Genomic DNA, 18,736 nt, shown 5'->3' on the forward strand with positions numbered 1-18,736 from the left:
CCGCATTCCCCCCACCTGGCAACCCCCATCTCCCGGAGAGAGTCATGTCCTTGCGCCGTCCGCTGTCCCTGTTCGCTTCCCTGCTGATGCTGGGTGGCTGCGGTACCGAATCCCTGGAGGAGGGCGCGGCCGTGGGCGAGGCCCGGTCGGCGTTGCACACGGGCATCGACCTGGCGGCCGCGGAGGTGGGCGTGACGTGTGTGGACGGCCAGGTGGCGACGGTGACGGGCGCCATCATCAACGAGGCGCCCACGGGCGTGGACCCGTCGGTGGCGGGCATCTTCGCTGGAGATCCGGCCCAGGGCGGCACGCTGCTGGCGACGGTGAACGTGCCCTGGCTGGTGGGCAAGGAGCGCTACGCGTTCGAGGTTCCGGTGCAGGTGCCGGAAGGCGCGCAGCAGCTGTTCGTGGTCGCGGACTCCGTGAACTTCTTCCCCGAGGACAGCGAGACGAACAACACCGCGTCGGTGACGCTGTCGGCCGGCGGTGGCTGTCGGGTGAACCAGGCGCCGGTGGCGCTGTGCCAGGACGTGACGGTGACGGCGGACGCGTCGTGCGGGGCGTCGGCGTCCATCGACAACGGCTCGTATGATCCGGACGGCTTCCCGCAGCCCTTGAGCCGCACGTACAGCCCGGCGGGCGTGTACCCGGTGGGCACGACGCCGGTGACGCTCACGGTGTCGGACGGGATGGACTCGGCCACGTGCTCCGCCACGGTGACGGTGGTGGACGCGACCGCGCCGGTGGCCGGGGCGAGCAAGGACCTGGTGCTGCCGCGCACGCCAGGCGCGGACTACAAGACGGTGACGCTGGCGGACTGCGCGCAGCCGGCGGCGGACACCTGCGGCGGGACGTTGGACCTGCAGCAGGCGGGCACCATCGTGCGCGTGGAGTCGGACGAGTCCGAGGACGCGCTGTTCAGCCTGGCCCTCTTCAAGTGCAAGGACATCGTGCTGAGCGCGGACCGCAAGTCCGCGCAGCTGCGCGCGGAGTCCAGCCTGCTGGGCAACGGCCGCGTCTACACGGTGGTGTACTCGGTGGAGGACGCGTCCGGGAACGCGACCCTGGGCAGCTGCAAGGTGAAGGTGCCCAGCCTCCAGGGCATCCTTTCCGTGGGCGTGGGTCCCGCGTACTGCCAGGGCGAGGGCTGCCCGGCGAACACGGGCGGCGGGCTGCTCTGCCCGCTGCTGTAGTCCCCGCGGCGCCTTCCAACGGTGGATGACGGCCCGGGTCCGCGAGTGTGCGCGGCCCGGGCTTCACCGTGGGTGCAGGCGTGCGAGGGAGCCCGCGCGTGCGTTGACGGGGATCGACGCCTCCCCTAGCTTGGCCGGCTTCCCGGCACCGCTACTTCCGAGGTGGAGGAAGGGCCGCGTCGCGAGCACCCCGTATGATGCGCAGGACGGACGAGGAGTCGGGTCAGGGGGAGGCGCCGCGGGACGAGCGTGCTCCGGATGACCTCATGCCCGTGCTCCGCGTGGAGTACGACACCGACGACCCGGCGGGCCACGCCGCGCCCGTGCTCCGGGTCCGTTCCTCCTGGCCCCCGGTGGAGTCGGAGGCGGGGGCCGAGGACGCACCGCCCGCGCCGAAGGCAACCCGGGGCGTGTCCCGGCCGAAGACGCTGACCTTCCGGGAGCTGGATTCCGCGGCGCTCGCGTCCATGCCGAACTCCCACCGCGTGAACCGCGCGGTGCCCACGCGTCCCACCGCTCAGGGTGACGACACCACGGGTCAAGCTTCGCCAGCGCGGGCGGCGCCTTCGCGCGAGGGCCCGCCCGGTGCCGCCAACCCACCCACGCGTGAAACCGCCGGAGCCCAGGACGCTCACGCGCCCGAGGCGAATGCGTCCTCGGCGATGTCCCGTCCGGTTCCCCTGGAGGGCGGTGGCGCCAACGTCATCCAGTCCTCCGGCGCGGGGGCCTCCGCCGCGAAGTCCGTCGCCGACCGTGCGCCGGGCAACGAGGCGCCAAGAACCCCCGGGCCCTTCGACGCTGGCGCCTCTGCCGGCGCAGCCCTTCCGGCCCGCCCACCGAAGCCGCCCGCGCCGAACCTCATCCGCGTGGCTGACCCGGCCGAAGTGCGTCCTCCCGAGGAGGCCCCGGCCCGCGACGTGTCCGCCTCCGGCGACGTCACCCCCGCGGAACGCGAGGCCATGCAGGCCGCGGTGTCCTCCGGGCGCCGCCGGGAGCAGTGGGTCGCGCCCACCTATCTTCCCGAGGACCTGCGCGACGCGCTGGTGGCCGAGCGCAGCCAGTACCGCGCGCAGCGCCTCCAGGAGGCCCGCGAGGTGGGCTTCGCCGGGCCCGGCGTGCTGGGACTCGTGCCCGTTCCCGCCTCGGATCCGGACTGGTCCGGTGGCTCGCTGCTCGGCTTCCTGGGCGAGGAGCTGGTCTTCGCCGGGAACATCGTCCACCTGGACTTCGAATCCGGCCGCGTCTTCGCCTCCTCCGACTCCGGCGAGGACCTGGACCGCCGCGTCCTCTCCTGCGAGCGCTGGTGCTACCGGCCCTACGACTTCGCGGAGGCCCTGTGCGCGGCGGCCTCCGCCTACGAGGACCGCGTCCCGGCCCTCACCACCGCGCTGTCCCGCGCGAAGGGCGAGCTGCTTGCGTCCACCCCGTCCCCCCGCGACGCGGAGCTCATCCCCGTGGACCGGCTGTGGCGCCAGCCGTGGGGCAGCATCTGGGGCCCTCCCGGCACCGGCAAGACCACGGCCGTCGCGGACCTCATCGCCCGCGCCCTGCGCGCCTACCCCAACGAGCGCATCCTCGCGGTGGCCCCCACCAACCGCGCCGCGGACGAGCTGGTGATGCGCGTCAGCGCCCTGCTGGAGCGCGACCCCATCCCCTTGCGCCCCCTGGCCCGCAGCATCTTCCGGGGCGGCACCGGCGCCAGCGAGGCCCTCTCCAAGCTGCCCACCGTGGCGCTCGAGGAGACCAAGACGAGCAAGCTGCTCAACACCATCCAGGAGCGCGAGCGCGAGCTCACCCTGGAGCGCGCCCGGGGCGGCGCCGCGCCGGAGCTCGCCCGCATGCAGGCGGAGCTGCGCACGCTGCGCGGCCGCGTGAAGGACCCCACGCTCAAGGAGGCGGAGAAGGGCGACAGCCCCCTCATGGTGCTCACCGTGCACCGCGCCCTGCGGCTCGTCTCGGAGCTCGAGGGCGAGGAGACCTTCCAGCGGCTCGTCGTGGACGAGGCCGGCATGGTGACGCGCGCGGCGACGGCGCTGCTGGCCCCGCTGGCCCGGCAGGTGACGCTCGCGGGAGACCCCAAGCAGATCGGCCCCGTGAGCCGCGCGGCGGAAGGGGCGGGGAAGGGCACCCAGACGTGGCTTCGCGCCAGCGCCCTGTCCCACCTGGAGGACGCGGTGAAGGACGCGGAGCGCCCGGACGTGCTGCTGCTGCGCACCCAGCACCGCATGCACCCGGACATCGCCCGCGTGGTGAGCCACTTCTGCTACGGCGGCGCGCTGGAGGACGGCGACCTCGTGAAGGACCGGGCCCGCAAGCCCCCGCCCGTGCCCGCCTTCCCCTCCCGCGCGATGTGGCTGGTGCTGGACGGCCTGAGCCGCGACGACCGCCGCCTCACGCACGGCCGGGGCGAGACGGGCTCCGGCTACCAGCGCGAGCTGTCCGCGGAGCTCGCCGTGACGCTGGCCCGCCAGGCCGTGCGCCTGGGCCTCACCGTGCTGTGCGTGACGCCCTACCGCGCGCAGGCGGCGCTCCTGCGCAAGCTGGGCAACGCGGCGGGGCTGCGCCACGACATGTTCAGCGCGTCCACCATCCACCGCCAGCAGGGCACCCAGTACGACGTGGTGATGGTGGACACGGTGGCTGGCGGCCGGCCGTTTCCGCCGCACACGCTGGTGCCCATCCTCAACGTCGCCGCCAGCCGCGCGAAGGAGTACCTGCTGGTGCTCGCCTCGCGCGCGGAGGCCCGCGCCTCCCCGGTGCCCGCGCGCTTCCTGTCGCTGCTCCCCCGCGTGCGCGTCCACGCCGGCACGCCGCCGAAGCTGGAGCTGCTCGCCACCCAGCCGCGTCCGCCTCCGCCGCCCCCGCCGCCGCTGGTGCCCATGGGCCTGGGCGGAGAGATCGCCGGCGGCAAGGACACCGGGCCCCTCTTCACCCAGGAGCAGGTCTCCCTCTTCGAGCGCCGCTTCGATGACGGCCACCACCTGGTGCGCGGCGTGGCCGGCAGCGGCAAGACGTACGTGCTGGCGCACTGGGCCGCGCGCTACCTGCTGGAGAACCCGCGCGCCCGGGTGCTGGTGTCCTTCTACAACCGCTCGCTCGCGCCGCTCGTGGACAAGCTGCTCCTGGAGGCGCTCAGCGTGCGCGCGGGGCCGGAGCAGGTCCGGCCGCTCCGCGCCCAGGTGACGGTGAAGCACGTGGGCGCGCTCCGGCGCCTGGAGCCCCACACCTTCGACGCCGTCTTCGTGGACGAGGCGCAGGACATGGACGCCAGGGGCCTGGCGTCCCTGCACGCGCTGGTGCGCCCCCGCGTGGACGCGGAGGGCCGCGAGTCGCGCTGCTTCCAGCTGTTCATGGACGACTCGCAGAACGTCTACGGCCAGGTGCCCATCGACCACCTGAAGGAGCAGCTCCCCGAAGGGCTGTCCTTCCGCGGCCGCACCCGCGTGCTCAAGGAGACCTTCCGCGCCACGCGCGACATCCTCGACGTGGCCTTCAACGTGGTGCTGGACCCCTTGCGCCAGCACCGCGTCACCGACCCCGGCATGCGCGAGTACATGAAGGCCGGGGAGCTGGCCCGCGAGCGGCTCCTGTGGCTGCCGGAGGAGACGCTGGAGGGGCTCTACCGCGTGCAGTCCACCGAGCGCGGCGGCGTGCTGCCCCAGGTGAAGGACTTCGCCTCCAGCACCAGCGAGGCGCGCTGGGTGGCGAAGGAGATTGCCCGGCTGGTGCGCGAGGAGGGCGTCCACCCGGGGGACATCCTCGTGGTGGCGCCGGTGATGCCCGCGTCGTTCACGGACGCGCTCCAGAAGGCGGGCGTGCCCGCGGAGGCCTACGGCGGCAAGGGCGGCCGGGACGCGGCGGACTTCCGGGTGAGCGGCGTGGACCACGTGCGCGCCACCACGGTGTTCTCCTGCAAGGGCCACGAGTGCCCCGTCGTCTTCTTCGCGGGACTGGAGGCCCTGGACTCCATCGAGGCGTGGATGGCCGGAGCCCGCCAGCGCAACGACCGCGAGAACGAACGCATCCGCCGGGCCATGTTCTACGTGGGGGCCACCCGCGCGATGAAGCGCCAGTACCTCACCGGCGTGCGTGGGGGCCGCTTCCTGCGGGTGGCCGCGTCCTACGTGGAGACGCTGTCCGGCCACCGCCCGCCGGCACCCTGAAACAGGGCGCCAGGGGACTTGTTACATCCGCCAGCCGGTGACGCCCGCGCTCTTGCCGAACGCCGGCTGCCCGTACACCTCACGGAAGCGCGCGCGCAGCAGGTCGAACGTCTGCTGGAGATCCGGCGCCGCGGCGCGCGAGTCCGGCAGCTGGCCGCCCATCCGCGCGAAGCAGCGGCTCATGGCGCCATCCAGCCACTGCGTCACGGACGCGGTGTCCTGGTCCTGGAGCCGCTCGAACACGGACAGGGCGCGCTCCAGCGTCTCGCCCACCAGCTCCGTGGAGTCGACCGCGCTCCCAGCGCAAAGCTTCGCGGCCCGAACCTCCAGGGCCGGACGATGCTTGCGAACAAACTCCCCGAAGGCATGCAGATTCACGGTGACCATTCTTAACCCTTCGCCCCCACGCTGTCAGAACGCTGGACGCGAAAATCCTTGGCTGCCGGACACCACAAAGCGTGTCGGTGGAAAAGGGTGGTGGGATGAATCATGTATCACTCCCTGTCGTGGCAGGCGAGGCACCGGGGGCATTTCCCCCTGCCCATGGGTCGTGCGGGCCACCCGGTGGGCGCGGGCAGACCCAGGGGGCCGGCGTTGTTGTCCGCGCGTTTCGAGAAAGCAGGAGCCATGCGGCGCACGGTGGAGCTGACGGACATTGGAGGAAATGACGAGGGGCCTCGTGTCCTCCTATTGCCGGGACTGGGGGCCCGTGGATCAGGCTTTCGCGAGCTCGCCCTGCGGCTGACGGACGTCGCGCGTCCCGTCCTGGTCGAGTACCCGGAGGGCGAGCATGCGGCGTGCGGTGCACGTGCGCTGGCGGAGCAGGTGCTGCGCGTCGCGGGTACCTCGGACGCGGTGGTGGCCAGCTCCTTTGGCGGCATGGTGGCGGCGCACCTGGCCGCGGGCGGGGCGACGCGTGGCGTCGCGTTCCTGGGGGCGTTCACGCGCACCGCGCAGGTGGGGCCCCGGGGCCGGCTCATCGCGATGATGGGGCCCATCGCGGTGCTGGGGCGCCCTGGCCGCGTCGCGGCGTCGCTGGCGGCGTGGCGGCCGGTGCCCTCCGGACAGGTGGCGGACGTGGTGCCCACCACGACGCTGGAGCGCGTGACGACGCTGCGGCGCGCGTTCGCCATCCACACGGAGCCGCCGCCGCCGGACCTGCGGCCGCTGAAGGTGTCGTGCCTGTGCATCCAGGGGGACCGCGACGTGCTGGTGCCGCCGTCGTCGCTGGAGCGGCTGGCCGCGTCGCTGCCGGAAGGCACGCCCCGGCACCTGCTGCGCGGCGCGGGACACGTGCCCTATTTCTCGCACCCGGAGGCGTGCGCGCGGCTGCTCACGCCGTGGCTCCAGGCGCTCGCGCCCGCGGGGCTCGCGGCGCTGGCGGCCTCGGACGTGGGCTCCGCGGCTTGACAGGGCGCGCGCGGGCAACGGATCCAACGGCCCCGCGGGGGGGTGTACGGACGCGGGCGCGGGAAGTAGTTTCGCCTCCGCCGATGTCGACCCGTCCTCTCCGCGCGCTCCTCTTCCTGGCGTTCCTGTCCACGGCGGCCCATGCCGCTCCGGAACCCGCTCCCGGGCTGAACGCCTCGCCCGTGCTGCCCACCGCTCCGGCGCAGGCCGCGGCCCCGGCGCCCGCGCCCCGCCGCACCGTGCTGCTCCTGGGTGACAGCCTCATCGCCACGGGCTTCGGCGAGTACCTCCAGAACCAGCTCGCCGCGCACCCGCGGATCCGCTGCGAGCGCCGCGCGAAGTCGTCCACGGGCCTCGCGCGTCCGGACTTCTTCGACTGGCTGGAGGTGGGCCAGCAGGAGGTGCGGGAGCACCAGCCGGACGTCGTGGTGGTCATCCTGGGCGGCAACGACGGGCAGGCCCTGCACACGCGGCAGGGGCGCGCCACCGTCGCCTGGGGCAAGCCGGACTGGCAGGGCGAGTACCGCCAGCGGCTGACGGACTTCGTGACCGCCATCTCCGCGCCGGGCCGCAAGATTGTCTGGCTGGAGCTGCCCGCCACGGGCCTCCACCGCTTCGAGCAGAAGCTCACGCTGATCCGCGACCTGCAGCGCGAGGTCATCGCCGGACGCGAGGACGCCGTGCACCTGGAGACGCGCCCCTTCTTCACCGACGCGCGCGGCAAGGCGCTGAAGCAGGCCCGCGTGGAGGGCTTCCGCAAGCCCATGCGCCTGCGCATGACGGACGGCGTCCACTTCACCGTGGCCGGCGGGCGCTACTTCGCGAACAAGGTGTACCCGGAGGTGCTGGGCGCGCTGGGCCTGGAGGCCCCGGAGTCCGGGGAGCAGCACACCACGCGCCCCGCCGCCCCGCCGGTGAAGACGGCGCTGCAGGCCTCGGCTCCGGCCGCCCCGGCGGCCCCTCCGTCCGCCCCGTAGCCCCCCGCGCGCTTCAGGAGTGGCGCGGCCAGGAGTCCTCGCCGCCCGCGTCCGGACGCAGCCTGCGCACGGCGCGCAGGAGCAGCTCCTCGTCGCGCGGGTTGGCCAGGAAGCCCCGCGCCTCCAGCTTCCGCGCCCGGTCGAAGCCCTCGTCGTCGGACGTCCCGTGCACGATGAGCGCGCCCTCGATGTGGACCTCGCCCGCGAGCAGCCCCTCCATGGCCTGGAGGGGGGCGAGCACCACGTCGTTCTCGCGCGTGTGCAGCACCTCCAGCGGCGTGGCGACGCGCGACGCGATGCCGTTGCGCGCGAGCGTCCGGGAGATGAGCACCGCGGTGACGGGCGGCCAGCCGTAGAGCATCAGCGGCGGGCTGGGCACGGCGGGACGGCGTGGCTCCGGCGCGGGGCCTTCCGTCTCGCGGATGCCGTAGAGGGAGCTGAGCGCGCGGGACAGGGCGCTGTCGGAGGCCAGGTGCGGCTCCACGCGCGCCTTGCCGGACACGGCCCGCACGTCATCCACCGCGTCCAGCGACAGCGGGGCGGGCACGGCCAGGTGCAGCACCTCGCGGTCCTCGCGCGTCTCCAGCCCCAGCGGCACGACGCCGTACTGCCGGGCGATGCGCGCGGGCACCAGCGCGGTCAGGGAACGGTCGAGCGGGTGCCGGTCCAGGTCCACGGCGTCCACGTCGAACTGCACGGCCAGCCCGCGCAGCACGTCCGCCTCCGAGCACACGCCCTCGCTCACCAGGGCGCGCCCCAGGGGGACGTGGACCTCGTGGTGGTGCACGAGCCCCAACCGGAGCTGGCCTTTGTCGAGCACTCCCAGCTCCAGGAGGATCTCCCCCAGCGGGCGTCTGGATCCGATTTCCATGCCCACTCAACGTGGCAACCCGCCCCGCACGCGACGACGGTCGGACGGGGGCCTGTCCGCCCGCCCGCCCTCAAGACGCGTGAAGCGGAAACAGCGCCTCGTAGGCCTCCGGCTTGAAGCCCACGGTGACGGCCTCCTTCGTGACGAGCACGGGCCGCTTCACCAGCTTTCCATCCTTCGCGAGCCACTCCACCAGCTCCGCGTCGGAGGCCGCGTCGACCTGCTCCTTCCCGAGCGCGCGGTAGCTCTGGCCGCTGGTGTTGAGCCACTTGCGCACGGACACGCCGCTCCGGGGAATCCACTGGCGCAGCTCCGCCACGGTGGGGGGCTGGTCCACGATGGGGCGCACCCGGTGGGAGACGCCCCGCGCCTCCAGCCACTTCACGGCCTTCCTGCAGGTGTCACAGCCGGCATACGCCAGCACGAGGATGTCGTCGGACATGCGCGGGCTTCTACCAGACCGGCCTCGCGAACAGGCGGCCTGGAGCCTGCTCCCCGGCTCGGAGGGCAGGCGAGCCGCCGTGCCCGGGACCCTGCCCCGCGGGGTGAGGAAGCGCATCCTATTCGAAGCCGTCCCACTCCCCGGAAGGACACGCATGGAGGGCACTCGCGCCGAACCCATTCCCGCCGTGGACGAGCCGCTGGAGCTTCCAGCGAGGCGCCGGTGGGGCTGGTGGCTCCCGGGGGCGCTGGTGCTCATCGCGCTCCTCGCGTTCATCCTCTCCCGGCACGCGGAGGAGCAGCAGTTCCTGGAGCTGGTACGGCAGGCCCGGCCCGCGTGGCTGCTGGTGGCCGCCGCGTTGCAGGTGGGCACCTACCTGTGCGTGGCCGGCATCTGGTGGATGGTCCTGCACCGGGCGCGGCTCAAGACGTCGCTCTGGTCGCTGGCGAAGCTGTCGCTGATGAAGCTCGCGTTCGACCAGGTGATTCCCACCGGCGGCGTGGGCGGGTCGCTGCTCGTCGGACGCGGGCTGCGGCGCGAGGGCGCGAGCCCCGGCACGGCCGCGGGCGCGGTGCTGCTCACGGTGCTGTGCTTCTACGTCGCGCAGGCGCTGGGCGTGGGCGTGAGCCTCTTCTTCCTCTGGCGAAGGGCGGAGCTGAACGACTGGATCCAATGGCTCGTCACCGGCTTCGGCGTGGTGGCGTTGCTCATCCCCATGGCCATCCTCTGGGCCACGCGGCACCGCGAGTGGAAGCCGGGCCGCTTCGCGAAGCGCATCCCGTCGCTGGGCACCCTGCTCAAGGCCCTCGCGGAGGTGCCGCCCGGCATGCTGCTCAACCCCGGCCTGCTCGCGCGCGGCGTCCTCCTGCAGCTGGGCGTGTACGTGCTGGACGCAGCCACGCTGGGCGCCATGCTGCGCGCGATGGGGCAGGAGGTCCCGCTGAGCACCGTGTTCGTCAGCTTCATGGTGGCCTCCATGGCGGAGACGGTGTCCATCATCCCCGGCGGCGTGGGCACCTACGAGGCCGCGTCCGTGGGCATGCTCAACCTCTTCGGCGTCCCGGTGGAGGCCGCGCTCGCGGGCACCCTGCTCCTGCGCGGCTTCACCCTGTGGCTGCCCCTGCTCCCCGGCCTGTACCTGCTGCGCCACACCTTCCGCCGCCGCCCCGCGCCCGGAGGGCAGGCAGGCTGACAGCACCGGAAGTCAGGGAAGGCCGTATCGCCTCACCGCCGCTTCCCGTGGCCGCCCGTCTTGCGCGATGGTTCGCTTCGCGTGGACGACACCGGAATCGGAGAAGAAGCACCCATGAACCTGGGCCCGGCGCTGTTCCTCCACCCCGGCGTGAAGGTGCGGCCGTGCGAGTGGGGGATGGGCGTCTTCACCGACGCGTTCATCGCGGCGGGAGAGCTCATCGAGGAGTGCCACTACCTCAAGGTCCCGCAGCGGCAGTGCCGGGGTGAGCCGCTCGACGACTACGTCTTCGAGATCCGCTGGCACCGCCACGAGGAGCCCCGCAAGGGCGACTGGGTCGCGCTCGTGATGGGCTACGGGATGATCTACAATCACGCCAGCGACCCGAACGCGTCCTATAGCCGTGCCGAGGATCGCGATGTGTTCCGTTATCACGCACTGCGGGACATCCACCCCGGCGAGCAGATCTTCATCAGCTACGGGGAGAACTGGTGGAAGGCACGGGGTGAGGAAGTCCCTCCCTGAGTCGCTTCGCACCGTGTGCGCACCTGACAGGTGCGTTCGCACTTCATGCTCCGTGAGGGCGGCTTCTTCCTCGGGGAAGCGCGAAACACCTGGAAATGAAATCCCCCTGCACGCGTGGGGGGCAACCAGTACAATGCAGTCCGCCTGTGCGCCGGTCGTCTGTCAGGCCGCGCGGGTGCGAGGAATGCCAGACATCATGCCATTGCGTCGTTTCTATCTGTCCTCCGCTCTCGTGCTCTCCGCCTCTGCCTGCACCGGCAACATCGGTGGGCAGGACGCGGCGCCTGAAAGCGCGGCGGCGCCCGCGCGCGTCCGCCGGCTGACGCGCGACGAGTACAACAAGTCCGCCTCCGCGGTGCTGGGCACGCCCGTCGACGTCGCCCAGGGCTTCGCGGCCGAGGACACCATCCTCGGCTTCTCCACCCACGAGCGGCTCCAGGTGACGTCGCTCCTGGCGGATCAGATCGACACCGCCGCGGTGACGCTGGCGGAGCAGGGCAAGTCGCAGCTGAGCGACCTGTACGCGTGCCCCTCCGGCAAGGCGTCGGATGACTGCGCGCGGTCCTTCATCCAGCGCGTGGGTGAGCGCGCCTTCCGCCGGCCGGTGACGGCGGAGGAGGAGACGGACCTGCTGGCCCTCTTCAACCAGGGCAAGCAGGGCGGGACCCTGGAGACGGGCGCGGAGCTGGTGCTCCAGGCCCTCTTCTCCTCGGCGTCGTTCCTGTACCGCACGGAGCTGGGCCCGGACAACGCGCGCAAGGGCCAGGTCGTGGAGCTGACCCCCTACGAGGTCGCCTCCGAGCTGTCCTTCATGGTCACCGGCGGCCCTCCGGACGCCACGCTGCTGTCCGCCGCCAAGGCCGGCACGCTGTCGTCCCCCGACGAGCGCGAGGCGCAGGCGCGCCGCCTGCTCAAGACGGAGGCCGCGCAGCTGAAGCTGCGCCAGTTCTTCATCGAGTGGCTGGGGCTGGGCGGCCTGGCCAAGGTGAACAAGAACAACCTCGTGTACCCGGACTACAGCGTGGACTTCCGCGACTCCATGGTCCGCGAGCGCGACGCGTTCATCGACTTCATCGTGAAGGACCACTCGGGCTCCGTGCAGGAGCTCCTGGGCGCGAACTACTCCTTCGTGGACGAGACGCTGGCGAACTTCTACGGCGGCCTGGAGCGCACCAACGTGGACGACGACACGGGCCTGGGCCGCGTGACGCTGCCCCCGGAGCGCCAGGGCATCCTCACCCATGCGGGCACGATGTCCACGTACGCCCACTTCGACTCGTCCTCGCCCATCAAGCGCGGCAAGTTCGTGCTCACGCGCCTGCTGTGCCGCACGGTGCCCGCGCCGCCGGCCAACGTGTCCACCATCCCCCCGGCCCTGTCGGAGAACGCCACCACCCGGGAGCGCTTCGCGGCGCACACCAACAACCCGAACTGCGCCGGCTGCCACAAGATCATCGACCCCATGGGCTTTGGCATGGAGGACTTCGACGGCCTGGGCCAGCACCGCACGGAGGAGAACGGCAAGACGGTGGACGCCAGCGGCGCGGTGATGGCCGCGGACGGCACCACCAACCTGGGCAGCTTCACCGGCGGCGCGCAGCTGGCGCGCCACCTGACCCAGAGCGAGGAGCTGGCCAACTGCGTGCCGCTCCAGTTCGTGCGCTACGCCATGGGGCGTGACGAGCACGCCTCGGACGCGGAGCTGCTCGCCGCCATGCGTTCGGGCCCCTACCGCACGGACAAACTGAAAATCACCGAAGCGCTGGTCAGCCTGGTGCGCTCGGCTTCCTTCACCCAGCGGCGCCTGCCCACCCGTTGAGCCCGACCTCCATGTCCCGCGACTTCTCCCGACGCAGCATCCTGAAGCTCCTGTCCGGCACGGCCATGGCGGCGCCCTTCGCGCACCTGCTCACCAGCTCCGTGGCCGAAGCGGCCGACGCCGCGCCCCTGCGCTTCATCGCCCTGTTCACCCCCCATGGCTTCCTGCCGGAGTACTGGACGCCCAAGGGCAGCGACACGGGCTTCAACATCGACTTCGAGAACTCCGTCCTCCAGCCGCTCCAGCGCCACCGCGACAAGCTGCTGGTGCTGGACGGCCTGGACTACCGCGTCCTCTACGAGCACGGCCGCACCGGCCACGAGGGCGGCCCCGTCACCTTCCTCACCGGCAGCGAGGTGGAGGTGTCCAGCGGTGACGAGCTGCCCTCCGGCCCGTCCCTGGACCAGGTGATTGGCAACGCGGTGGGCGGCGTCACCCAGTTCCGCTCCCTGCAGCTGCACGCCTTCGAGCAGTTCGGCGCCCAGCACGTCTACAACAGCATCTCCTTCACGGAGAACGGCTCGCGCGTGCCGTTCGAGCTGAACCCCGCCAACGTCTACAAGCGCCTCTTCGGCGGCCTGGGCGGCAATCCGGCGGAGGCGCAGGCCATCCTGTCCAAGCGCAAGAGCCTGCTGGACTACCTCATCAAGGACGCGAACCGGCTGAAGTCCCGGCTGGCGGCCACGGAGGGCAGCAAGCTGGACACGCACCTGGCGGCGCTGCGCGACATCGAGCGGCGGCTCACCAACACCGGGGCGCTCAACTGCGCCCGGCCGGACGCGCCCTCCGAGGCGCTGAGCGACCTGGGCGACATCAACAACATGCCCGGCCTCACCGAGCTGCACACGGACCTCATCGCCCGCGCGTTCGCGTGTGACTTGACGCGCGTGGTGACCATGACCATCCCCGGGCCGTCCATGCCGTGGATTGGCATTGACGAGGACATCCACAACGACATCGCCCACCGCACGGACACCCAGTCCGAGCCCGCGCGCACCGAAATCCGCCTGCGCATGGTGCAGGTGCAGCGGTGGTACTCCGAGCAGGTGGCGCGCCTCATGGACAGCCTGAAGGCCATCCCGGAGGGCAGCGGCACGGTGCTCGACAACACCCTCATCCTCTGGGGGAACGAGCTGGGGGACGCCGCCGGCCACATGAACGTGTCCATCCCCACGGTGCTGGCGGGCGGCGCGGGCGGGAAGTTCCGCATGGGCCGCATGCTGTCGCTGCGCCCCGGCAAGGACCCGCTGGGCACGTGGCCGGGCCCGGGCACCCCGCTGCCGGGCGCCGTGGAGCACAACAAGCTGCTCACCTCCATTGCCCAGGCCTTCGGCGTGAACGTGGACCGCTTCGGCCACCCGGACTACACGGGCACGCTGCCCGGCCTCACCTGAGCCGTCAGGCGGCCTGACGGCGCCTGGAAAAGACAACGGGAGCGGACCTTCTGGAGGCCCGCTCCCGTTTTCATTTCAGGCACTGCCGGTGGGGACTACCCGCCGAGCGCGCCGTTGATGAGGGGCGCGAGGATGCTCATGCCGGCGTCCTCGTTGTTGTAGTTGTTGGCCGGCTCGTAGATGCGGACGCGCTGGTTGCCGCTGATGAAGCGCGACAGGAAGACGTCCATGGGGACTATCTCGCTGTGGCAGGCCCAGGACTGCCAGGGGCTGGAGGCGTACTCGTACCAGTACTTCTTCTCCATGCGCTGGCAGGCGTGCGCGCCCACGAAGGTGATGATGGTGCTGCAGTGGCTGGCGTTGATGGGGCGGTGGTGCGGGATGAAATAGCTGAAGTTGTTGTACTTGTTCAGCTCGTTCACGAACGCGTCCTGGTCCTGCTTCCAGTACGCGTGGATGGACGCCTCGTCGTTGGGCGTCCTGAAGCGCTCATACGAATAGCGCGAGTAGTTGTAGTCCATCGTGTAGCCCGTGTACGCGAGCTGATCGTTCGGGAACTCCGTGGCCACCATCTTGTTGATGGAGCCCATGTCGTTGATGTTGAAGCTGGCCGGCAGCTGGCTGAACACCGAGTCCAGGTTCCACGACGAGCGGATCTTGTCGTGCAGCGGGCGCGACAGGGAGTTCGCGTTCGGCGCCATGAAGATGGGGCCGGAGTCGTTGATCATGTACCCCTTGGCGGGGTTGATGGCCTTGCGGATGAAGTAGTAGCCGGCGGAGGTGGACGTGCCGCCCGCGCTGTAGCCCGTGACGAGCAGCTTCTGCACGCTGGGGAAGTTCTGCTTGGCGTAGTTCGCCGCGGCCAGCGTGTTGGTGTAGCCGTTGTGGTACCAGGTGAGCGGCGCCTGGCCGCCGGTGGCGTCCACGTACGTCTTGGCGTTGTTGCCAATGTGCACGTCGCCCGTGCAGTACGGCATGTAGACGATGTTCCAGTCCTTCGTGACGATGTCCTTGCGGTCACGGAAGGGCAGGCCCGGGTCCGCCCCGTTCACGATGGGGGACACGTACTTCGCCGTGAACTGCGTCATGTAGTCGTCAGGGATGCCGTTGGGGTTCGCCGCGCCCAGGATGCCCAGACGGCCGCTACAGGAATCATAGTCCCAGCACGCGCCGCCACCTTCCATCATGAACAGCAGGTTGGGCGAGTTCGTCTTGTGCACGAAGAACTTGTACTGCGAGCCGTTGCCACACTTGGTGCCGGGCAGCGTCACCTTCTGCCAGGCGTAGTTGTTTCCGCCGTCCACCAGGACGTCGACAATGCCTTCCACCAGCACTTCAGCGCGCGCGGCGCCCACGGGGGCGGTGAGGGCCAGAAGGCTCATCCAGAGAAGACTTCTCATGCGGCTTCCTCCAAAGGGGGAGTGAATGGGGCTGCGGCCGCGGATGATACGTTTTTGTTTATCAGCCGGAAGCCGGGAAACTTCGCTACCGGTGAAAATAGTGAATTCCAGGTCGGGCGCAGCATTCCATCCGGAAGGACTGTGATTGTCGCCTTGCGTCACTTACGGGTTGAGAATTGACGCGTCATGCCATGTTTTAAATGTATCAATTGCGCGGTGCGTTGCTGGGGTGGGATGACACGGGTTGCGGCGGGCGCGGGCCGCGCGGTATGGCCATGGGCATGAGCACGCGCGCGCGGTGGAAGCTGCCCCTGGGCACGGCGGGAGTCCTGGTCCTGGCGGTGGGGGCGTGGCTTGTCTTTGGCGGGCAGGCCCCGGACACGGCCCCCGAGGCGCCCCCGGTGGCGGCCCAGGCCCCCGCGCCGCCGCCCGTGTTCGCGTCCACGCCCGCGGTGCCTCGCGCGAAGGACGGCGGGCTGGACCTGGTGGGCGCGGCGACCGCGCAGGTGCAGGCGGCGCCGCAGGAGGAGGCCGGCCCCTATCCGGTGGACCTGGAGGCGCTGCGCGCGAAGCTGCCGGGCAACCTGTACTGGGAGAATGACGCGCCCACGAAGGACCCGGAGGAGCTGCGCCGCCGCGAGGGGGTGAAGGCGAAGTGGAACGCGCTCTACGGCAAGGTGCTGTCCAACGAGGCGACGGAGGCGGAGGTGCACCAGTACTACGAGTACCGCCGCCAGGTGTCCGAGGACGCCATCGCCTTCGCCACCACGGTGCTGCAGGACTACGGCGACCAGCTGCCCTCGGAGCACCGGGGCCTCTTGGAGCTGAGCGTGAACATGCACCGCACGCGGCTGGCGGAGCTTCCGCGCCAGGAGTCGGACGCGCTGGCGCGCCGCGAGGCCCACGCCCAGCGGCAGCGCGAGTGGCGCACCGGCGGCGGCCGTCAGCCCTGAGGCGTCGGACTCAGGCGGCCCCGTCCGCGCCGGGGAAGGTGCGGATGAGCGGGGAGCGCACGGCGGAGGAGGCCACCCACAGCTGGTGGGAGGAGCGGGTGACGGCGACGTGCAGCCTGCGGCGGGCCTCGTCGTCCGCGGGGTAGGCGCGCGCGGTGACGTCCGGCAGGACGACGTAGTCGAACTCCAGCCCCTTCACGTTGTCCACGTCCGTCACGTCCACGCCGGGCTCGAAGGAGAAGTCCCCCTCCAGCACCAGCCGCGCCCAAGGCATCTCCCGGATGACGCGGTGGAAGGACTGGGCGGCCTCGCGGCTGCTGGCGATGACGCCCACCGACGCGTGCGGCTCGCGCAGCACCAGGTCGCGCAGGGCGTCCCCCAGGAAGAGCCACGCCTGGGCCTCGTCGGGGAAGTGGTGGAAGCCCACGGGCGCGCCCTCGCGGCCGGCCCTGGCGGCGTTGGCCGGGGACTGCGTGCCCAGCACGTGCTGCGCCAATTCCACCACCGGGCGCGGGCAGCGGTAGGACACCTGGAGCCGGCAGGTGGCGGCGTCGCGGATGCCCAGCTCCTCCAGGGCGGCGTCCCAGCCGGCGAAGCCCGCCGTCGTCTGCTGCACCTCGTCCCCCGCGAGCGTGCAGCTGCGGCTGTCGCCGAGCAGCTGGCTGACGACGAAGAGCTCGAAGAGGGAGAAGTCCTCCGCCTCGTCCAGCACCACGTGCGCCAGCCGCTCCGCGCCCAGCGCGCCCCGCTGCGCCTTGAGGAACATCAGGATGGGCAGGTCGTCCGCGTCCACCGTGCCCGCGAGCGCGTCGGGCGTGTCCGCTTCAATGGCGCGTCCGTCCACGGTGATGAGGCTGTCCTCGTCATAGCCCTTGTACTGGCGCGCCAGCGGCGTGGCGGTCTGCTGCTTGGTGTGCTCCAGCACCTCCGCCACCACGGTGCGCGGCAGCTCGCCCTTGGCGTCCGCCACCACGGCCTCCAGGAAGGCGCGGTCCAGGTACGCGTCCGCCAGCTTGAGGCGCAGCCGGTCCAGCGTGGGGGGCAGGGCCTTGCCCTTGAACACCGGCACGCGGCCGGCCAGCGCGCGGCGCAGGGCGGGGTGGCGCTTGAAGCGCGTGACGAGCGCGGGCGTCTCCGGGGAGAGCTTGATGCCCGGCAGGCTGAAGGCGGAGCGCGCGGTGGCCAGCGACCACGCCTCCAGCGTCTCCACGGACACCTTGCCCAGGCCCAGCGGCGCGAGCAGCCGGCGCGTGAGCCGGGCCAGGCCCGCTTCCGGGACGACGACCTTGGTGCGCGCCTGCGGGTACGTCTTCGCGTCGTCGAAGACGACCTTGGCCAGCCGGTGCAGCGCCACCGTCGTCTTGCCGCTGCCCGCGCTGCCCAGCACCAGCAGCGGCTGCTCCGGGCCGGTGCTGACGGCCGCGTACTGCTCCGCGTCCAGGAGCGCCGTCACGCCGAAGGCGTCCTCGACGTGCGTGGTGCCCCGGCCCACGCCCAGGAAGCCCGGACGCGCGGCGGTGCCGCTGCCGCCCGCGAGCACGGAGGCCGCGTCGCGCCCCCTGGCGTGCCAGCGGCCCTGGGCGTCGCGCTGGAGCAGGTGCGGGCCGGTGCTGATGCGGGTGAGGACGCCCTTCTCGATGATGACCAGCCGGCGCGCCTCCACCTCGCCCTCGGAGAGCCGGTCGCCGAAGTACTCCTCGAACGCGTCGCCCTCCTCGTAGTTGTAGAAGACGCGCGCGACGGGGGCGAAGCGCCAGTCGATGACGCGCACGCCGGCGGCGAGGTTGGCGAAGCTGGTGCGGCCGAGCAGGTAGTCGCGCGCGCCCGTGGGGCCGGACAGGCGCAGGTGCGCGAAGTAGGGGGCGTTCGCGTCCGGCAGCGGCACGGTCTCCTGGCGCTCCAGCATGGAGCGCACCTCGTTCATCTGGGTGAAGACGTGCGGCAGGTCCGCGGCGTGCGCCGTGGTGGCGTCGTCGCGCAGCACCGCCAGCTGGGCCATCAACCCCTGCGTGTCCAGGGTGCGCTCCGCGGCCTGACGGCGCGCCTCCGACAGCGCCTGCTGGACGCGGGACAGCAGGGCCTCTTCCTCGGCGATGAGCGCGAGCGCCTCGGGCGACAGCTCCTGGCCGGCCATGACGTCTTCCTTTCCGCCCGTGGGCGTTGGTGGCCGTGCAAGGTGACGTCTGGCCCACGCCGGGTCAACCCGTTGGTTTTCCGGGCCGTCTTGCTAAGGTGAGGATCGCGGTCGAGGCGCCCGTCATGGGTTCCCAGGCGCTCCCGCACGCGCCTTCCCACCCGCCCCTCCAGGTTGCCTCCCCAGGGGGTGGGGTTGGTGTTTGCGATTGAGCGCTGACCGGGGCTGTCTGTCGAATGGCGGCGCGCGCCGGAGGAGGGTGG

At 71.7% G+C, this 18,736-nt stretch carries 14 protein-coding genes; 9 read left to right on the plus strand and 5 right to left on the minus strand.

The genetic code is table 11. The annotated features are described in order from the left end of the window. Nucleotides 1-44 precede the first annotated feature (44 nt). Both NR792_RS37965 and NR792_RS37970 read left to right on the plus strand, forming a co-directional pair. Entirely contained in the window at nucleotides 45-1,193 is a 1,149-nt protein-coding gene (locus tag NR792_RS37965; RefSeq protein WP_375757570.1) for a hypothetical protein, read from the plus strand. A gap of 194 nt (nucleotides 1,194-1,387) precedes the next feature. Further along, entirely contained in the window at nucleotides 1,388-5,356 is a 3,969-nt protein-coding gene (locus NR792_RS37970; RefSeq protein ID WP_375757571.1) for an AAA family ATPase, read from the plus strand. A gap of 21 nt (nucleotides 5,357-5,377) precedes the next feature. On the opposite strand, the gene NR792_RS37975 is transcribed toward NR792_RS37970, so the two are convergent. Beyond that, nucleotides 5,378-5,743 (minus strand): hypothetical protein, encoded by a 366-nt coding sequence (locus NR792_RS37975; protein ID WP_207055503.1) that lies wholly within the window; start codon nucleotides 5,741-5,743, stop codon nucleotides 5,378-5,380. A 240-nt stretch (nucleotides 5,744-5,983) separates the two neighbouring features. Here NR792_RS37975 and NR792_RS37980 point away from each other — a divergent pair, with 240 nt between their 5' ends. Together NR792_RS37980 and NR792_RS37985 are read left to right on the plus strand one after the other, a co-directional pair. Beyond that, entirely contained in the window at nucleotides 5,984-6,766 is a 783-nt protein-coding gene (locus NR792_RS37980; protein ID WP_375757572.1) for an alpha/beta fold hydrolase, read from the plus strand. Between the two features lie 83 nt (nucleotides 6,767-6,849). After that, nucleotides 6,850-7,743 carry a DUF459 domain-containing protein gene (locus NR792_RS37985; protein WP_375757573.1) on the plus strand — a complete coding sequence of 298 codons (894 nt, stop codon included), beginning with the start codon at nucleotides 6,850-6,852 and terminating at the stop codon, nucleotides 7,741-7,743. 13 nt (nucleotides 7,744-7,756) lie between these two features. On the opposite strand, the gene NR792_RS37990 is transcribed toward NR792_RS37985, so the two are convergent. After that, the gene (locus NR792_RS37990; protein ID WP_375757574.1) at nucleotides 7,757-8,614 is read right to left on the minus strand and encodes a hypothetical protein; all 858 of its coding nucleotides are present in this window, start codon (nucleotides 8,612-8,614) and stop codon (nucleotides 7,757-7,759) included. 70 nt (nucleotides 8,615-8,684) lie between these two features. Continuing rightward, on the minus strand, nucleotides 8,685-9,056 hold the full coding sequence (locus NR792_RS37995; RefSeq protein WP_375757575.1) for a Spx/MgsR family RNA polymerase-binding regulatory protein: 372 nt from the start codon (nucleotides 9,054-9,056) through the stop codon (nucleotides 8,685-8,687). Between the two features lie 154 nt (nucleotides 9,057-9,210). On the opposite strand from NR792_RS37995, the gene NR792_RS38000 reads away from it, so the two are divergent. The 4 genes from NR792_RS38000 to NR792_RS38015 all read left to right on the plus strand — a co-directional run bounded on the left by NR792_RS38000 (nucleotide 9,211) and on the right by NR792_RS38015 (nucleotide 13,986). Beyond that, on the plus strand, nucleotides 9,211-10,248 hold the full coding sequence (locus NR792_RS38000; RefSeq protein ID WP_375757576.1) for a YbhN family protein: 1,038 nt from the start codon (nucleotides 9,211-9,213) through the stop codon (nucleotides 10,246-10,248). A gap of 114 nt (nucleotides 10,249-10,362) precedes the next feature. Further along, nucleotides 10,363-10,773 (plus strand): SET domain-containing protein, encoded by a 411-nt coding sequence (locus NR792_RS38005; RefSeq protein WP_171436837.1) that lies wholly within the window; start codon nucleotides 10,363-10,365, stop codon nucleotides 10,771-10,773. 196 nt (nucleotides 10,774-10,969) lie between these two features. Beyond that, nucleotides 10,970-12,592: a DUF1592 domain-containing protein gene (locus tag NR792_RS38010; protein ID WP_375757577.1), complete on the plus strand. Its 1,623-nt coding sequence runs from the start codon at nucleotides 10,970-10,972 to the stop codon at nucleotides 12,590-12,592. Nucleotides 12,593-12,603: 11 nt separating this feature from the next. Beyond that, nucleotides 12,604-13,986, plus strand: coding sequence for a DUF1552 domain-containing protein (locus NR792_RS38015; RefSeq protein ID WP_375757578.1), 1,383 nt, complete (start codon nucleotides 12,604-12,606; stop codon nucleotides 13,984-13,986). A gap of 95 nt (nucleotides 13,987-14,081) precedes the next feature. On the opposite strand, the gene NR792_RS38020 is transcribed toward NR792_RS38015, so the two are convergent. Continuing rightward, nucleotides 14,082-15,368 carry a pectin acetylesterase-family hydrolase gene (locus NR792_RS38020; RefSeq protein WP_375757579.1) on the minus strand — a complete coding sequence of 429 codons (1,287 nt, stop codon included), beginning with the start codon at nucleotides 15,366-15,368 and terminating at the stop codon, nucleotides 14,082-14,084. A gap of 299 nt (nucleotides 15,369-15,667) precedes the next feature. Here NR792_RS38020 and NR792_RS38025 point away from each other — a divergent pair, with 299 nt between their 5' ends. Beyond that, nucleotides 15,668-16,339 carry a hypothetical protein gene (locus tag NR792_RS38025; RefSeq protein WP_375757580.1) on the plus strand — a complete coding sequence of 224 codons (672 nt, stop codon included), beginning with the start codon at nucleotides 15,668-15,670 and terminating at the stop codon, nucleotides 16,337-16,339. A 10-nt stretch (nucleotides 16,340-16,349) separates the two neighbouring features. Here NR792_RS38025 and NR792_RS38030 read toward each other — a convergent pair whose 3' ends face one another. Continuing rightward, a complete protein-coding gene (locus NR792_RS38030) occupies nucleotides 16,350-18,473 on the minus strand; it encodes an ATP-binding domain-containing protein (RefSeq protein ID WP_375757581.1) in 2,124 nt (707 codons plus the stop codon). Nucleotides 18,474-18,736: the final 263 nt, after the last annotated feature.

Source organism: Corallococcus exercitus, assembly GCF_042231735.1.
Taxonomy (GTDB): Bacteria; Myxococcota; Myxococcia; order Myxococcales; family Myxococcaceae; genus Corallococcus; species Corallococcus exercitus_B.

What these genes read in the sequence shown, in the direction of transcription:
- NR792_RS37965 (WP_375757570.1), top strand. Translation starts at nt 45, where the DNA reads ATGTCCTTGCGCCGTCCGCTGTCCCTGTTCGCTTCCCTGCTGATGCTG.
- NR792_RS37970 (WP_375757571.1), top strand. Translation starts at nt 1,388, where the DNA reads ATGATGCGCAGGACGGACGAGGAGTCGGGTCAGGGGGAGGCGCCGCGG.
- NR792_RS37975 (WP_207055503.1), bottom strand. Translation starts at nt 5,743, where the DNA reads ATGGTCACCGTGAATCTGCATGCCTTCGGGGAGTTTGTTCGCAAGCAT.
- NR792_RS37980 (WP_375757572.1), top strand. Translation starts at nt 5,984, where the DNA reads ATGCGGCGCACGGTGGAGCTGACGGACATTGGAGGAAATGACGAGGGG.
- NR792_RS37985 (WP_375757573.1), top strand. Translation starts at nt 6,850, where the DNA reads ATGTCGACCCGTCCTCTCCGCGCGCTCCTCTTCCTGGCGTTCCTGTCC.
- NR792_RS37990 (WP_375757574.1), bottom strand. Translation starts at nt 8,614, where the DNA reads ATGGAAATCGGATCCAGACGCCCGCTGGGGGAGATCCTCCTGGAGCTG.
- NR792_RS37995 (WP_375757575.1), bottom strand. Translation starts at nt 9,056, where the DNA reads ATGTCCGACGACATCCTCGTGCTGGCGTATGCCGGCTGTGACACCTGC.
- NR792_RS38000 (WP_375757576.1), top strand. Translation starts at nt 9,211, where the DNA reads ATGGAGGGCACTCGCGCCGAACCCATTCCCGCCGTGGACGAGCCGCTG.
- NR792_RS38005 (WP_171436837.1), top strand. Translation starts at nt 10,363, where the DNA reads ATGAACCTGGGCCCGGCGCTGTTCCTCCACCCCGGCGTGAAGGTGCGG.
- NR792_RS38010 (WP_375757577.1), top strand. Translation starts at nt 10,970, where the DNA reads ATGCCATTGCGTCGTTTCTATCTGTCCTCCGCTCTCGTGCTCTCCGCC.
- NR792_RS38015 (WP_375757578.1), top strand. Translation starts at nt 12,604, where the DNA reads ATGTCCCGCGACTTCTCCCGACGCAGCATCCTGAAGCTCCTGTCCGGC.
- NR792_RS38020 (WP_375757579.1), bottom strand. Translation starts at nt 15,368, where the DNA reads ATGAGCCTTCTGGCCCTCACCGCCCCCGTGGGCGCCGCGCGCGCTGAA.
- NR792_RS38025 (WP_375757580.1), top strand. Translation starts at nt 15,668, where the DNA reads ATGAGCACGCGCGCGCGGTGGAAGCTGCCCCTGGGCACGGCGGGAGTC.
- NR792_RS38030 (WP_375757581.1), bottom strand. Translation starts at nt 18,473, where the DNA reads ATGGCCGGCCAGGAGCTGTCGCCCGAGGCGCTCGCGCTCATCGCCGAG.